16 protein-coding genes are annotated in these 14,631 nt (G+C 45.6%); 10 read left to right on the top strand and 6 right to left on the bottom strand.

Annotated elements, in window-relative coordinates:
• Nucleotides 1-10: 10 nt before the first annotated feature.
• From NWE92_11690 to NWE92_11675, 4 genes are all read right to left on the bottom strand, one after another.
• A complete protein-coding gene (locus tag NWE92_11690; protein MCW4030296.1) occupies nucleotides 11-265 on the bottom strand; it encodes a hypothetical protein in 255 nt (84 codons plus the stop codon).
• A gap of 6 nt (nucleotides 266-271) precedes the next feature.
• Nucleotides 272-796, bottom strand: a complete 525-nt coding sequence (locus NWE92_11685) for a hypothetical protein (protein MCW4030295.1) — start codon at nucleotides 794-796, stop codon at nucleotides 272-274.
• Between the two features lie 306 nt (nucleotides 797-1,102).
• Nucleotides 1,103-2,557 carry an Ig-like domain-containing protein gene (locus tag NWE92_11680; GenBank protein MCW4030294.1) on the bottom strand — a complete coding sequence of 485 codons (1,455 nt, stop codon included), beginning with the start codon at nucleotides 2,555-2,557 and terminating at the stop codon, nucleotides 1,103-1,105.
• A gap of 153 nt (nucleotides 2,558-2,710) precedes the next feature.
• A complete protein-coding gene (locus NWE92_11675) occupies nucleotides 2,711-3,226 on the bottom strand; it encodes a hypothetical protein (protein MCW4030293.1) in 516 nt (171 codons plus the stop codon).
• A 655-nt stretch (nucleotides 3,227-3,881) separates the two neighbouring features.
• Here NWE92_11675 and NWE92_11670 point away from each other — a divergent pair.
• The 7 genes from NWE92_11670 to NWE92_11640 all read left to right on the top strand — a co-directional run bounded on the left by NWE92_11670 (nucleotide 3,882) and on the right by NWE92_11640 (nucleotide 10,484).
• Nucleotides 3,882-4,061, top strand: a complete 180-nt coding sequence (locus NWE92_11670; GenBank protein MCW4030292.1) for a hypothetical protein — start codon at nucleotides 3,882-3,884, stop codon at nucleotides 4,059-4,061.
• Between the two features lie 91 nt (nucleotides 4,062-4,152).
• Nucleotides 4,153-4,446, top strand: a complete 294-nt coding sequence (locus NWE92_11665) for a hypothetical protein (GenBank protein MCW4030291.1) — start codon at nucleotides 4,153-4,155, stop codon at nucleotides 4,444-4,446.
• A gap of 177 nt (nucleotides 4,447-4,623) precedes the next feature.
• Nucleotides 4,624-5,001 (top strand): helix-turn-helix domain-containing protein, encoded by a 378-nt coding sequence (locus NWE92_11660; GenBank protein MCW4030290.1) that lies wholly within the window; start codon nucleotides 4,624-4,626, stop codon nucleotides 4,999-5,001.
• 15 nt (nucleotides 5,002-5,016) lie between these two features.
• On the top strand, nucleotides 5,017-5,796 hold the full coding sequence (locus NWE92_11655; protein ID MCW4030289.1) for a MinD/ParA family protein: 780 nt from the start codon (nucleotides 5,017-5,019) through the stop codon (nucleotides 5,794-5,796).
• A 404-nt stretch (nucleotides 5,797-6,200) separates the two neighbouring features.
• On the top strand, nucleotides 6,201-6,821 hold the full coding sequence (locus NWE92_11650; protein MCW4030288.1) for an NTP transferase domain-containing protein: 621 nt from the start codon (nucleotides 6,201-6,203) through the stop codon (nucleotides 6,819-6,821).
• A 257-nt stretch (nucleotides 6,822-7,078) separates the two neighbouring features.
• Complete coding sequence (locus NWE92_11645) at nucleotides 7,079-9,844, top strand: PQQ-like beta-propeller repeat protein (GenBank protein ID MCW4030287.1); 2,766 nt, start codon at nucleotides 7,079-7,081, stop codon at nucleotides 9,842-9,844.
• A gap of 286 nt (nucleotides 9,845-10,130) precedes the next feature.
• Entirely contained in the window at nucleotides 10,131-10,484 is a 354-nt protein-coding gene (locus NWE92_11640) for an RPA12/RPB9/RPC11 RNA polymerase family protein (GenBank protein MCW4030286.1), read from the top strand.
• Between the two features lie 27 nt (nucleotides 10,485-10,511).
• Here NWE92_11640 and galT read toward each other — a convergent pair whose 3' ends face one another.
• Nucleotides 10,512-11,549, bottom strand: coding sequence for a galactose-1-phosphate uridylyltransferase (galT, locus tag NWE92_11635; GenBank protein ID MCW4030285.1), 1,038 nt, complete (start codon nucleotides 11,547-11,549; stop codon nucleotides 10,512-10,514).
• Between the two features lie 206 nt (nucleotides 11,550-11,755).
• On the opposite strand from galT, the gene nadA reads away from it, so the two are divergent.
• Nucleotides 11,756-12,667, top strand: a complete 912-nt coding sequence (gene nadA, locus NWE92_11630; GenBank protein ID MCW4030284.1) for a quinolinate synthase NadA — start codon at nucleotides 11,756-11,758, stop codon at nucleotides 12,665-12,667.
• On the opposite strand, the gene nikR is transcribed toward nadA, so the two are convergent.
• Nucleotides 12,664-13,071, bottom strand: coding sequence for a nickel-responsive transcriptional regulator NikR (gene nikR, locus NWE92_11625; protein ID MCW4030283.1), 408 nt, complete (start codon nucleotides 13,069-13,071; stop codon nucleotides 12,664-12,666). The two genes, nadA and nikR, sit on opposite strands and share 4 nt — an antisense overlap.
• Nucleotides 13,072-13,197: 126 nt before the next feature.
• On the opposite strand from nikR, the gene NWE92_11620 reads away from it, so the two are divergent.
• On the top strand, nucleotides 13,198-14,082 hold the full coding sequence (locus tag NWE92_11620) for an RsmB/NOP family class I SAM-dependent RNA methyltransferase (protein ID MCW4030282.1): 885 nt from the start codon (nucleotides 13,198-13,200) through the stop codon (nucleotides 14,080-14,082).
• A complete protein-coding gene (locus NWE92_11615; protein MCW4030281.1) occupies nucleotides 14,079-14,558 on the top strand; it encodes a hypothetical protein in 480 nt (159 codons plus the stop codon). Before NWE92_11620 ends, NWE92_11615 begins: the two co-directional genes overlap by 4 nt.
• Nucleotides 14,559-14,631: the final 73 nt, after the last annotated feature.

The following is a 14,631-nucleotide window of genomic DNA, read 5'->3' as shown; positions in this document are numbered from 1 at the left end:
TTAATGTATGTTAAGGCTTAAGCCTAAACGTTAGTTTAATTGTGCTTTCTCCTTTATTACCATAATAATTAAGTGTTTGAGCATCGGAAGAGAGAAGTTTTAAACCCTGATCGTTAATAACAACGCCTTTGAGGTCTAATTCAATTTTTGGAATTATAAATTGGGATGGCTGGTCAGCGCTTGCTTCCAATGCTTGGTTCAGCCCATTATTTGCTTCGCTAATTAATCCCGATATTAAAGAAAAAAAAGAAAGAAAACTTGCCATTTTATTTTACGCCGGTGTGGATGACGAAGAGGAGGCAGCGGCTTTTGGAGTTGTGTCTTCTGTGATTTTCTCGATAGCTTTCATCAGTGGCGCTGGTGGGGGTGCTGGGGCAACTTTAATTTCAATGAAACTTGATGCTTCAACCGAGTAGGAGTATTTGCTGGAGTATTTTGCGTCAACTGTGGCTGAGAAGAATAGCCATCCGCCTTTGGCATGCATCTTGACTTCTGCCTCAGTTGTCTTCTGCATTGTGATGACCATTTTGATTTGTATGGTTCCGGTTTGTATCTGTAGTAGTGTGGGGAGTATTCCGAAGGCTAAGGCGTTGCCGCTAATGGTGGTCTTGGTGCTGGAGGAGTCGCCTGCTTTTGTGTAGCTGAGATTAATTGGTGTGTCAACTAATTCTTGTACACCTGCGATGAAGGAGGTATTTGCGTCGTTTTGCGCTGAAACCATTGCTAATAGCAAGTTTCTTATCATCTGATCGAAGGGGACATTTGCTAGTTCGGTTCCAATTGAAAGGGCTGACATGTTGTTTCCTCAATTTGAATGGGTAATATTATTCATATTACTATTTAAGACTTGAGAAAATCGCGCCGAAATATTATTTGTAGAACAAAAAAGCAAACCTTATTTTATTGCAAATTGATACGATTTTGAACTGGGCATTTCAAGGGTGTGATGCAATTCCCTCAAACAAGTGAGCGCTTTTTAACTTTTGAGGGATTCCTCTGATACCCGGACAAGAAAGAAATTTGGTTTTTACAGATGTAAAAAAAATAATTGAAAAAGAAAAAAGGGTGACTCAATATGCCATTGAGTTATTTGTCAACTATCTTAGCGACACCAACTATAACCTGACCAGCCGCCGTACCAGCCGTAGCTGCCGCAGCCGCCGTTATAGTATCCGCATGGGTTATATCCCCAGCCCCAAGAGCCGCAGCCCCAGTTGCAACTTGTGACTTTTAAGACTTCGTCGGTGTTGCCGCTTTGAGACCCACTGTGAGTTGAGTCGCCAAGGTAAACTGCTCGGAAGTAGTAGGTGCCGGTTGCTGCTGGAGTGTAGGAATCGGATGTTGCAGAGTTTTTGTAGCAACTATATGAAAGTGTTTTTAGCTCGCCATATTGCACGAAGTTGACGCCGTCGGTTGAAACTTCAAATCGGACTTTTCCCGTTGCACCGCTAGTTACGTATGCGACGTCATAGACGGATTTGCCGAGGGTTATTGAGTCATCAGAAAGGCAGGTGGTTGTAGTGGTTGTTTTCAGTTCGTATGTAACTACTAGAGGTTCTTCAAAGTTACCGCTTTGTACGCCGACGTAGATAGAGTCGCCTGAATAGATGGCACGGAAATAGTAGGTTCCCACCGCAGTGATTGCATAGCTATCGGAAGTTGCGACACCATCAACGAGCGTTTTGACGCTACCATAGTTACTCCAGGTGACGCCGTTGTCTTTGGAGACTTGGAATGTGATTGTGCCTGTTGGTGTTGGTAAACCGCTAACGCCAGTTACGAAAGCTGTATCGACTACTGAATCGGTTGTTGATGGGCAGTTGTAGCTACCAGTGGAGCATCTACTGTATCCAGAGTAACAGTTAGAATAGCCAGAGTAGCAATTAGAGTAAGAGTGGTGACAGTAAGAGTAGTGGAAATGGCAGCCGTAATTGTGTGAGCAGCCAGTATCTATGGTAATGGTTGTTTGGGATAGTTCCGTTCGGATGGTTGGGGTTGCTGGTGGTTGGAGCTCAATTATAATTGGCTGAGCCGAATTCGAATCGCTTGGAATACAGAATACGCCTAATTTGTCGCCTGGACCGGGTTGATAACCGGCAGCACTTGCATCAAGAGCAGTCTGCGCAAAGGCTTTAATTGCATCGCTGGGTCCAGTGTCGTCGGTAATGTACCATATGGCTTCTTGAATTTGCACTCTATTGAAGTCACCAGGATGGTTGATTATATAGTTAACCGCATTCCAGTCAATTGAATCTAAAGAAGCAGGTAAAGATGCACTCAAGGTTGAATACAAATTTACGTATATATCCGTAGCTTGGTCGAGATCAACATCTCCGCACCAACCGGCATATATAGCACCATCGAGAACGCTGTAGCCTGAAGGCACTTCAGTTAAAGTGACAGAAAGATATGAGTTCGGACTTCCCGAACCGAGTTGCATTTTTACGGGGTCGGAAGGCAAGTTTGGCCAAGTTGCGCCTTTTGTTGTTGCTAGTACAGTTGTGGTTGATAGTAAGATGAGGCATAAGAGTAATAGAGTTTTCTTTATATTTTTCATTTTTCTCTCCCTTCAGAAAACAAGCGGTTAATCGATGCTTAAAAAGTTTATTTCGGTTATCAATTTACTTAATAGCTCTGTATAAAGTATAAAGTATCAAGTTATAAAAAAAAGGGATAGAACCAAACAAACGAAAGTAACCTTTGATCAAGATCAAAGTTGGTTAACGATTTCTTTGCGTTTGAAGACTAGTAGACCAAACATCATAGCAATGGATGCACCTGCAGCGCCGATCAAGGGGTATTCAGCAACGACAAAGAAGTTACCGTCCTTCGTCACGGTCCATACTGCATCGCCTGACCATATGTACTTGTATTCACCGCTAGCTTGAACGTTAGTGAAATTAGCAGTCATAGTCCATTCGCCGGGTTTATTGACTATGTGACTAGAAGTGAAGCCATCAGCAGGAGTTATGTCAACTTCAGAGTAGTCTGCGAGACCATCAAGAGGGCTGCCTGGAGCCCACCATTTGAATTCAACCCTATTGACTTTGGGGTTGTCTGTGGTTGCGGTTATAACGACTGAGTCACCAAGTTTAACGGGGTCGACTGGCGAAGTCTTATCGACAGAGTAGAAATGTGGGTCGGGTGTAGAAGCTGCTGCAACAGAAATCAGACAGAACGTGGCAAGGAGAGCTAATGCTAGTATGATCTTTACTGGTTTTTTCAATTTTTTACCTCCCTATATGGGAGGTATTAGCGGTTGTCTATTTAAGAGATTGCGAATCGTGAAATACTATAAATCTCGATATAGTAAGCCACCCTTCACTCGAAATTCCGCCGTCTAATTATCCACTACGAGAGGCGTATTCAGGAGACATAACAGCCTCAAAATCAAGACGCAACAGTCTATGCCTACATTTACTATCTTTACACCCATAGAGCAAAAGGTTAGGGTTGTTGTAGTTCTTAGTCAATACCTCTGTTGTTGATTTGCAGTTTTGACATCGTTTCGCACGCACTTGATCGTTTAAGACGTAACCTTTTACGAGTAATACGCTCCAAGATTTTTCTTTAGGTGCTTGCAACATTAAAAAATAGCCGTTCCTGAAAAACAATCATTCTATTTCTTGAGGTTTTCCGTTGATGCAATATAGAAGTAACCTTAAATGGATTTGTGACTGCGTCTATGCAGTTACGTTTTTGAATATTTTCAACCAAAAAGTCCCGCGGGTCAATAAAGAGTAACAAAGTATGCAGGCGATTCTTTATTAAAATACGGTTTTTTGGGGTTTCAGGTATTGATTAGTAATACACATGTTGGCTTCATAAATGAGTTATATCGCTTCAGGCATTGTGAGTTTATACAAATTGGGTGAAAATATTTGAAGCAAATTGCGGATAAAGCTCGAAAAGAATTAGAAGAGAAATTAGCGGATGTTTTCGGCAAAGAAATCAAAGGATTGTCGACAGAATTGCGTGAAATATTGCTAGATGACATGGTCACGGCCTTCGAAAGTAGGTTAAACGTGTTAAATAATGCCATCGATAAAACTGCCAACTAAACCAATACATGGTCAATAATACTGATTAGTAATACATAAATGATTTATATAAAGATGCAAGAAATAAGACACAACCAAGAGGAAAACAAAAGTGCGTCGATCAAAACTCGAAATGTATGTAGACATCCTCACAGTGCTCGCTCACCGAGGCCCCCTAAAGCTAACGCACGTCATGTACAAAGCAAACGTCAACTGCAGTGTTCTAAAAGAATACTTAGACTTCCTCATCAAGCAAGGCCTTGTTGAAGAACGTACCGTAGGGAAAAAACGTGTTGTCTTTGCTGTTACCCAGCGTGGCATCACCGTTCTGAAGTACTTCAAAGAACTAAAACAAGTATTGCCAATTGTAGAGGAAGCTAGAAACCAGGCACCCATCCCCTACTAAACTTCCTTCTTCAATCTTCACTTTTAGCCTTTAAAGTTTATTTTTGTTTTATCTTTATTTTGAATCCTCGTTATTTTTCGTCAAACAAAATATGTAGTGCTATGTCGCAAGATTTAATAAACACTTTGCTTTAACAAGCCACTTGTACACCTGAAAAACAAGTCGGGGGAAATCATCTTGATTAAAGACGAAACGTTGAACAAAAAGCCATTGAGTGTTTTGGAACGCATAGAAGACAGTCTTGAGAAGCTCAATGAGAAAGTTGAAGTCATGATTGAGCTGCAGAAGTCTGTCGGGGGAGAGACCAAAGCTTCACCGGCTTTACCTGATGCATCCCTAGATGTCATGACATTGTTATCCATGCCCGACCATTTGCGTAAAACGGCCATGACAATATGTCGAAGCGGGCGAGCGACAGCTGAAGAGATCTCTGAGCAAACGAATCGTGCCCGCGCAGTGGAGAGCGCTTATCTTAATCAGTTGGTAATTATGGGGTATCTTAAGAAGGAACGTAAGGGCCGCAAGGCATACTTCTACGTGGATAGAGACCCTTAGAGGAGAGGAATGATTATGGGAAAAATTATAGCAGTCCATTCGTATAAAGGCGGAACAGGCAAAACATTACTGTCAGTGAACCTTGCCGCGACGTTTGCTAAAAGCGGTAAAAAAGTCTGCGTTTTTGACTTAGACTTTCGAGCCCCAAGCCTCTTTGCAATACTAAAAGCTGAGAACACCGAAACCTGGTTTAACGACTATCTCAACAACAACTGTGAAATTAACAAAGTCCTCGTTGACCTTAGCGACAGAGTAGGCGGAAAGAACAACTTTTACGCTGCACTTGCTAATCCAGCCACCGAAGCTATCCGTGATATATCCAGCAAAGATCGCAAATGGGAAATGCGTGCTTTGGGCCGAATCTTGGCTCTAAGAGAAACGATGATTAAAGAACAAAAATTTGACTACCTGGTCTTTGACACAAGCCCAGGACTCCAGTATTCATCCATTAACGCCATTGTGGCTGCGGATTTTGTTGTGGTTGCAACAACCGGGGACCGTTCTGACGTGAATGGCACTAAACGAATGCTTGCTGAACTCTACAACCTCTTTGAGAAAAAGACGGGGTTAGTGTTAAACAAAGTCTTAGACCCCACGGCAGCGGCTAAGAAAAACGAAATCCAAAACCGAGTTAAAGAAACCTATCAGGTGCCTTTACTGGGCATTGTGCCATGCTTCTGTGAAATCTTGAGAGCGGAAGGCAACTTTATCTTTGTACAAGATAAACCAGACCACCCGCTAAACAGGATACTTCAAGATATGGCAAGAAAAATAGAGAACAACGAAGTCACCTAAACCCACCCTTTTTGGGTTTCTCTCTTTATGTGCGTGCGGCGATTCTACGGCTGCCACAAGACTGCAACCAGCAGCGGTTGCAAACCTAATTTGCAATGCTTCTTTGCGCCTGTTTCGGTGTTGCATAAGCAAATTTCACCACACGCCCAACATGCATCTATGTTGAAGCGTCGCGGTGTGCATGTGAATCCATGTAGGCTACCCTTATTTTTTCACGCAGAAAATTGGCTTGCTCAAGATTGCGCGCGTTATGTGAGCAGATAGAAAAACTGCTTGTTTAGCATTCTTTGTTTAAGGGGTTTGCCCTTTGGCTTTTGCAGGGGACGCTAAGGCAATGCTTTCGTGGTTTCTAGTGCAAAAGCCTTAAACTTTCCGATTGGATTGAGTGCCTTGTGTGATTTGATTTGGATAAGTCAGCAATTATTTTAGCCGGCAATTCATCCAAGGGTTTCAACGGCGATGTTGATGGAAACCCCCTCATAAAACTCGTTGTAGATGCAGTTAAAGACTTAGTAGATGAAATCATTGTGGTGACCACTTCGGAGGAACACTCAACCGCATATGCAGGGCTGCTACCGGCTAAAGTAAAATTCGCAGTTGATGCGTCCAATTCAGGCAGCCCCCTAGTTGGCGCCGTCACTGGACTCCAAGTTGCCAGCGGAGAATATGCATTGCTCTTACCCGAAAACAGCCCATTTCTATCTCGTGAAGTTCTCTCTTTGCTTTTAGAATTGTGTGGTGGCAAATCAGCGGTTGTTGTAAGACGCACCAGCAGCGAAATTGAAGCGCTACATGCCGTGTATAATGTGAAGCAAGCCCTAATTGCAGCTAAGGAGGCTGTTGATGAGGGCGAGGTTGATGTAGAAGTAATTGTTGAGAAGCTTCGTGGAGTGCGCTATGTGTCTACGCTTGTTATTGAGCAGATAGACCCAGATTTGCGCACGTTTTTTAGAGTAAATTCGCCGCTGGACCTCAAAAAAGCTGCGTCCATGACAAAACCTAAGCCCACGAAAAAAAAGAAGTAAACCTTCTTTTGTTTGCCCCCATAGTTAAGTGTTAAAGCCAAATCAATAGACGACTTTTTATTAACATAAATGCAATAAACACTTCAACAAATTGTAATCTCAAACATCGCTTTTTAAATAAATAATGCAAATTAGATGCAATAGGGGGTTTTCAAGTCAAGGGTTCTCAAGTTAATTTTATATAGCCCTTGTTTGCTATAGGCTGAGGAAGGAAGGCGTAAGCTTTCCTTCAAAAAACATAAGGAAAATGAAAAAAAATGAAAAAGAACACCACTATATTGTTAGCGTTATTGCTGTTGACATCAATGGCCGCTCCACTAGCAATTAGCTTACCCGCAGCTAGTGCAGCAACAGAAGCATCCAACAGGTCATTTCTCTACGTCGGCGTCTCACCACACACTATTGGTCTCGGACAAGAGACACTCATTGTAGCCTGGACAGCAGACATGCCCACGGACGTTGGCGAAACTGCAGGAACAGTTTCTGCACCTAACGGCCGCGCCGCATGGAACAACCTCATGACCGTCAACATCGTGAAACCTGACGGTACAAACGAAACCAAAACCTTGCCACGCACCGACCCCGTCGGCGCAACCTACATCGGATATACCCCTGATGCAGTCGGCGAATACATGATACAGGTTTACTTCCCAGGCGAATGGAAGAACACAACCGCTGCACACACCTACTGGCAACCCGCATGGAGCCAACCAGTGAACCTCACCGTCCAACAAGAAGCAACACCCAACTGGATAGAAACACCACTCACTACTGACTGGTGGACTCGCCCCTTAAACAGTGCCAACCGAGAATGGTTTGTCTTGGCAGGCAGCTGGCTAGGCAGCGCAGCTAACTATTACCCAGTCGGCACAGGCTGTGGTGCAGCTGCAATGTTCGGTCCAGGCAGCGCATCAGTCACTACCAACTATGCATGGGGTCAAACTACCGACACAGCACACATCCTCTGGACAAACCAGTATTATGCTGGAGGTCTAATGGATGAACGTGATGGCGGCACTGGCTTCCAAACCGCACACTACCAAGGTCTCAGCTTCTCAGGTGTTGTCCTTAACGGTCAACTACACTTCTCGCCACGCATAACAGCACACGGAACACAAGGATGGGAAACATTAGACTTATACACTGGTGAAATCCTAAGACTCGACTATAACCAAACTGCACCTTCACAAGGCCAAATCTATAACTACGAATCACCTAACCAACACGGTGGCTTTAGTTACTTGTGGAGAACTTCTGGCGTACAATTACCAAGCCAAGTAAAGATTGCTCATGCAAAACTTATGCCTGATGGCGCAGTAATAAGAACCGCAGGACCCGAAACAGTAAGCAGCTCCTCAATAAAAACTGGCACCCTTTGGGAAATGCTTGATGGCTACACAGGAAAAACAGTCTGCTACATTGCAAACGTTAGTTCAGGCGGCATACCAGTCTATGGACTCGACGGAAGCATACTAAGATACAACATTGCATCTGTTAACGGTGCACCCTACTTGCAAATCTGGAACTCTTCCGCTGGAACCATGGTTGCATGCCAGAACGGAACTGGCTACTGGCAATGGAGACCAGCAGGCGGAGACTTCGGCGCATCTGACCCATACTTCGGCACAGGCATGTTCACTTTAAGCGCTGCAATGGACTACAACAACGTACATGATGGCAGCCTATTCTTCTCAGCAAACGTTTCACTACCCAGCAACGTCTTACAAGGCCCACGCAACTCAATCTCCAACCAAACAGGCAGCATCGTGGCAGTACGCCAAGATGATTACCTTCTGGTTGAAGCCAACGGCATAAACAACGAAGCAGGCATAGTTCCTGGCTACATAGAAAAAATCAGCCTCAAACCTGGAGAAATCGGTCAAGTAATCTACCGCAAAGAATTCACACCACCATCATCAGCAGGTCGTGAAACTGTCGCTCTATCAGGCATCTACCCTGAAGACAACATTGTAATCTTCGCTAAAGCAACCACACTCCAATGGATCGCCTACAACCTCGACACTATGACCCAAGCATGGATTAGCGAACCAGAAGTTCAATTCCAATACTACGGAACAGGCATACAAGTCTACAACAGCACAATGTACACCTCAGGCTACGGTGGCCAAATCACTGCATACAACATTAAAACCGGCGCAGTACTGTGGAAGTACGATGCAACAAGCATAGGCACAGAATCCGCATACGGCGGTAACTACCCATGTGGCATCGTTATGGTTGGCAACAACAGACTTTACACAGTCACAGGTGAACACTCACCTACACAGCCACTCATGCGAGGACCTAACCTACGCTGCATCGACGCAACCACAGGCGAAGAAGTCTGGAAGATACTCGGATTCTTCGGCGGCATGTCCCCGACGACATCAAACATCCTGATGGCTGATGGCATCCTAGTAGGACTCAACCTCTTCGACAACCAACTCTACGCATTCGGCAGAGGCCCAAGCGCAACCACCGTTACATGCTCAGACGACGTGTCAACCTTAGGCAACACCATAATGCTCAAAGGCACCGTCACTGACCAAACAGCAACAGGCAGACGCGACACCAACAACGTCTTAGTTGAACCACTAAAAGGCACACCAGCAATCTCTGATGAAAGCATGCAAGCATGGATGGAATACAAATTCATGCAGCAAGCATACCCAGCAGATGCAACCGGTGTACCAGTCAGCTTAGACACAGTTGACCCCAACGGCAACTACGTCCACATTGGCGACACAACCAGCGACGCAACAGGCAACTATGCATTCGCATACACTCCAGAAGTTCCAGGCACCTACCAGATCATTGCAACCTTCGGAGGTTCCAATGCATATGGTTCATCCTACGGAACTACCTACATAAATGTAGGCGATGCACCCGCAGCAACAGCAGCACCAACACCAGCACCAGCCTCAATGGTTGAACAATACTTCGTCCCAGCCGTCATCGGCATTATAGTCGCTATGGCACTCATCGGATTAGTAATAATCCTAGTGCTCAGAAAACGACCATAAGCTGAAAGCTGAGAAAAAAAAATCAATTTCCCCTTTCCTTTTTTTGGTTTTTAAAAAATCTTGTTAACGCTTATTCGCTATTTGTTGTAGTGTTCGTACAGTCACATTGTTTTTTATCAAACAAGCGCCCTATTGGGATTAACTACGCTGTGGATAAACAACCAAAGCGTCAGTTGAATCAACGGTTAACTGCAACGTGGACGATTATCTGTTTCCCCCTCTTCCCCAACCGCTCGTTTACGCCAAGGTTAACCGAGGATTCGCCGATTTTGAGGTGGAAAAAAGAATGGAATTTTGTGCGGAATGCGGTTCACGACTTCAACCGACAAAAATTCGTTCCCAAGACCAAGTTCTTCTGATTTTGACTTGCACTAAATGTGGAAGCAAAAAGCAAGAAACAATCGACCCCAGCGAAGTAGTTAACGGAAAAGTCATCGAACACAGCCCTAAACAGTTAGTCGCCGTTATAAGCCGAGAAGAACAAGACCTTCACATACTGCCTACTATACGCTCCGATTGTCCGAAATGCGGGAACAACACGGCCAACGTGTGGCAGGTTCAGACACGAGGCAGCGACGAATCGTCCACGCAGTTCATACGCTGCGTAAAATGCGGCTACACATTCAGAGAATACACATAAACAGGTACCCTCCAAAGGATGTCCTGCTCAGGTGCTAATGGCTTTTTTTAGGCTTTCAGCAGCGGCTTCAGGCGTCACCGTGTTAATGTAGACACCTGTGCTCTTCTCAAACCCTGCCCAAGTCGCCAACTTGGGGTAAACCTCCAGATGCCAATGATAACTATCCTTATCCTGCGAATCAAGGGAGAGGTGGATACCATAGTTGTAGGGCGGATCTGAAACTACCTCTTTTAGAGCCTTAAGACTATCTTTTAGGGTCTCTGCAAACGCAGCTATCTCTGCGGGGCTTAATTCAGCGATGTTTGCTGCGTGTTTTTTAGGCAATATCCAAAATTCCATTGGTCCAATGCTGGCGTAGGGGGCAAAGACCACGAAATCTGTGGTTTCAGTAATCCAACGGGGACCGTTACGTTCTCGTTTGATGATGTCACAGAACATGCAGCTGCCGTGCTCTTGATGGTAAGTTCTGCTTGCATCGTATTCAGCCTGCAAAATCGTGGGAACCATCGGGGTGGCGATGATTTGGCTATGCGGATGGGAAAGAGACGCGCCTGCTTCAATGCCGAAATTGCGAAAAATCGAGATGTATCTCACGTAGGGTTCAGCTGCTAAGGCGTGAAAACGGTCAAGATAGGCGTTTATGACGAGTTCTAACTGGGATAGAGACGCTTCTGCGGGTCCATCGTTATGGATGGGTGATTCAATGATGACTTCATGGTGCCCAATTGCGTCCCAAAGGCAATCATTCTTGGCCATGTGCTCGGCGTCTTGGGGCTGTTTAGGCGGTGTGAAAGCGGGGAACAGATTGGGTATGACGCGGAGGAGCCAATTCTGGGGGCGCGTGCCTTCAGGGGGGTCGTGGCTTTTTTTGATGCCATCGTTATCTTTGAGGTAGAGCAGTACGGCAGGCGGCGTCATATGTTCATTGCCTACGCAAAGCGGGCAAACAGCATTTGAGGCTGCGCTGGGTTTGGGTTTAAAATCGGTTGGTCGGCGACCGCGTTCTGTGGCAATTACGACCCAGCGATTTAGCAAGTAATCTTTTCGTAATTCGTTATAAGGCATGGGAGGCTTCTCCGTGTTATAGTTCTATATGCCCTGAGGATTTAAATGGGTTTACCGCCAAAAAATGGGCGCGAACAGCCAACGCAGGGGTTTAGTGGTTTTGTTTTATATGTTTTTAAGGTTAAAGACCCTCTATTTGAGGTAAAAGAATATATTTCATTAGTTTTCCTTGTATTTTTTCACTTTAGCGGGCACAAGGCGAAAATATGGATTTACCCCAAAAAATCCTTGAACTTAAAAAAGAAAAGAAAGCCATCATCTTAGCGCACAATTATCAGCGTGCCGAGATTCAAGAGTTAGCAGACTACGTCGGCGACAGCATTGAATTGAGCCGTAAAGCCGCCGCAGTCAAAGACGCGGAAATGATTGTGTTTTGCGCAGTTGATTTCATGGCAGAATCCGCAGTCATCATGAACCCTCACAAAAAAGTGCTTCTACCTAGTCTGGGTGCAAGGTGCCCCATGGCGCAAATGTTAACTGTGGACGAGATTAAACGCGCCAAAAAACAGTACCCCAAAGCTCCCGTTGTTCTCTATGTTAATACCTTGGCTGCCTGCAAGGCTGAGAGCGACATTTGCTGCACCAGCGCCAACGCGGTCGAAGTCGTAAAGAGTCTTGACGCGGATACAGTGCTGTTTGGCCCCGACAAGAACCTTGCCGAATTTGTTGCGGAAAAAACTGGCAAAACAATAATTCCCATACCCGCCAACGGTTTCTGCCCCACGCACCTGTTGTTCCAACCTGAAGATGTCAAAGTCCTCAAGTTGCAGCATCCTGACGCTGTTGTCATGGTTCATCCTGAATGTAGTAGTGAAATGCGTAAAATCGCTGACTTCGTCGGCAGCACTTCAAAGATGTGTCTTTACGCAAAGGAATCGAATGCGAAAAGCTTCATTGTTGGAACTGAAGAGGGAATTATGCATAGACTCAAGAAAGAAAACCCCACAAAAGCATTCTACCTCGCCTATGACGGCGCGATTTGCCCCAACATGAAATTAACTACGCTTGAACGCCTCTACGCCTCACTTAAAGAAGAAAAGCATGTAGTGGAAATCCCGCTTGACGTGGCTGACAAGGCGCGGACTTCGCTGGAACGGATGATTCAGCTAAAAGCTTAGACCGTTGCTATCATTGTTTTGAGGATTTTTACTCCTCTTCGTCGGGTTAAGTCGTCGGCTAGGTGTCGGATTTCTGAGCCTTTTCCTTTTACAGCGATTACTTCCAGGCAGTCATGTTCGCCTAGGTGAATGTGCATGGTGGAGGAGATGAGGTCGGTGTGGTGGTGTTGGGAGTCGGTTAATTCGCTTTCGAGTCCTCGGGTGTCGTGGTCATAAACCATTAAAATGACGCCTGTTTGGGTGGAGTTTTCTTCTTTTACCCATTTCCGCTCGGACACGTAGAGCCGCACTGCGTCTTGGATTGCTTTGCTGCGGCTTTCATACCCCATTTTTGAGATGATCTCATCGAAGTCTTGGAGCAAGTCAGGAGGAAAAGTTACACCTACGCGGACAATTTTTGACATTATAAGTCACGTTGTATGATTGCCTCTTCTCCCTAAAAGGCTTTATCACACCAGCCCCCTTGCAGACCAAAAAAGTCAGCGCACGGTTTGAAAGGTTTTTATCGACCCGTAAAGAATCTATGGCTGATGTCGGGCAAAGATTTCTTCTTTAGTCGCTACGAACAATTAGGATGGAAACCCCAAACCGTTAAACTACGGCAGGCTATTCGCCTCAACAACTCCAACGCAAAAGGCAAAAACATCCCCGGCAGACTCGAAGCCATAGGGATCCATCTCCAAAAAATTTCATGGCTCAAAGAAGGCTACTGGGTACTTGACGCGCAGGTTTCCCCCGGCGCAACCGCTGAGTACCTTCTGGGCTATTATTCAATTCAAGAAGCCGCCGCCCAACTTCCCGTGACGCTTTTCTCTAACTTAAGGGGCAAACGTGTACTCGATGCGGCTGCTGCACCCGGCGGCAAAACCATCCAACTCGCCGACTCCATGGAAAACTCAGGCATAATAACCGCCATAGACGTGGATAAACGGCGCCTCGCAGCCTTATCCAACCATCTTGAACGCTGTCACATAAGCAACACTGTGGTTTATCAGCTTGATGCCCGCCAAGCCCCCAGCTTAAACGCCAAATTTGACCGCGTACTCGTCGATGCGCCCTGCTCAGGGAATTTCGCTGCTGACCGCGACTGGCTCAAAAACCGCACCCTCACAGACGTCGAACGCAACGCTCGAGTGCAACGCGAAATTCTCGCAAAAGCCGTTGACTGCCTCTCCCCTGATGGGGAATTAGTGTATTCAACGTGTTCGCTGGAGCCCGAAGAAGACGAGTTGAATATGGATTGGGCAATCAAAAATCTCCCTGTCCAACTTGAAGAAGTCATCTGCAACGGAGCTTCGGGATTAGTTAACGTGTTTGGCAAACAGTTAGACCCAACCGTCGCGCGGTGTAAGCGGTTTTGGCCTGGCGAAACGCAGGGGTTCTTTGTAGCTAAACTTCGGAGGACCCAAAAATGAAGCAGCTTTTGCGGTTTGCTGAACAGTTAGGGGCAAAAATCAGCCTCAACCCCGAATCCATCGTGGAGCGAGGCAACAGATATTACCTCCTAAACGCCCAATTGCGAAAGTATACGGGATCACGGGTTTACTTCTATGCAGGATTATATTTGGGCAAAATGAAAAATGGCGTATTCTTCCCAAGCTTTAACCTACTAGATATGCTAGTCCCAGCTGCCGCAAATAAGGTAATTTTGGAACGCAAAGCCGCTTGGCTGTTTATCTGCGGCAGAGACGTCTTCGCCTCAGGCATCATTAAAGTGATGGGCGCTAAACGTAAAGGAGAGGCTACGTTGGTTCTTAACGAGTTTGGGGATTGTCTGGGTTTTGGAAGAATTTTGGGCGGTTTAGAAACTGAAGCGACTCAGGAGCAGGTTGCGTTGCGGAATGTTGTGGATGTAGGGGATTTTCTGCGCCGCGAACGCCGTATGTATTAGGGTTCATACCAACCAAGCAGGACTCGGCGGCGTAGTCACCAAGCATAGCTTCGACAGCCAGAATATGCTGACA

This window comes from Candidatus Bathyarchaeota archaeon (assembly GCA_026014745.1).
Lineage (GTDB): Archaea > Thermoproteota > Bathyarchaeia > Bathyarchaeales > Bathycorpusculaceae > Bathycorpusculum.
The sequence above is the reverse complement of the archived record's forward strand: the minus strand, read 5'-3'. Positions and strand labels throughout refer to the sequence as shown.

What these genes read in the sequence shown, in the direction of transcription:
- NWE92_11680 (MCW4030294.1), bottom strand. Translation starts at nt 2,557, where the DNA reads ATGAAAAATATAAAGAAAACTCTATTACTCTTATGCCTCATCTTACTA.
- nikR (MCW4030283.1), bottom strand. Translation starts at nt 13,071, where the DNA reads ATGTCAAAAATTGTCCGCGTAGGTGTAACTTTTCCTCCTGACTTGCTC.
- NWE92_11615 (MCW4030281.1), top strand. Translation starts at nt 14,079, where the DNA reads ATGAAGCAGCTTTTGCGGTTTGCTGAACAGTTAGGGGCAAAAATCAGC.
- NWE92_11655 (MCW4030289.1), top strand. Translation starts at nt 5,017, where the DNA reads ATGGGAAAAATTATAGCAGTCCATTCGTATAAAGGCGGAACAGGCAAA.
- galT (MCW4030285.1), bottom strand. Translation starts at nt 11,549, where the DNA reads ATGCCTTATAACGAATTACGAAAAGATTACTTGCTAAATCGCTGGGTC.
- NWE92_11645 (MCW4030287.1), top strand. Translation starts at nt 7,079, where the DNA reads ATGAAAAAGAACACCACTATATTGTTAGCGTTATTGCTGTTGACATCA.
- NWE92_11620 (MCW4030282.1), top strand. Translation starts at nt 13,198, where the DNA reads ATGTCGGGCAAAGATTTCTTCTTTAGTCGCTACGAACAATTAGGATGG.
- NWE92_11640 (MCW4030286.1), top strand. Translation starts at nt 10,131, where the DNA reads ATGGAATTTTGTGCGGAATGCGGTTCACGACTTCAACCGACAAAAATT.
- NWE92_11685 (MCW4030295.1), bottom strand. Translation starts at nt 796, where the DNA reads ATGTCAGCCCTTTCAATTGGAACCGAACTAGCAAATGTCCCCTTCGAT.
- NWE92_11690 (MCW4030296.1), bottom strand. Translation starts at nt 265, where the DNA reads ATGGCAAGTTTTCTTTCTTTTTTTTCTTTAATATCGGGATTAATTAGC.
- nadA (MCW4030284.1), top strand. Translation starts at nt 11,756, where the DNA reads ATGGATTTACCCCAAAAAATCCTTGAACTTAAAAAAGAAAAGAAAGCC.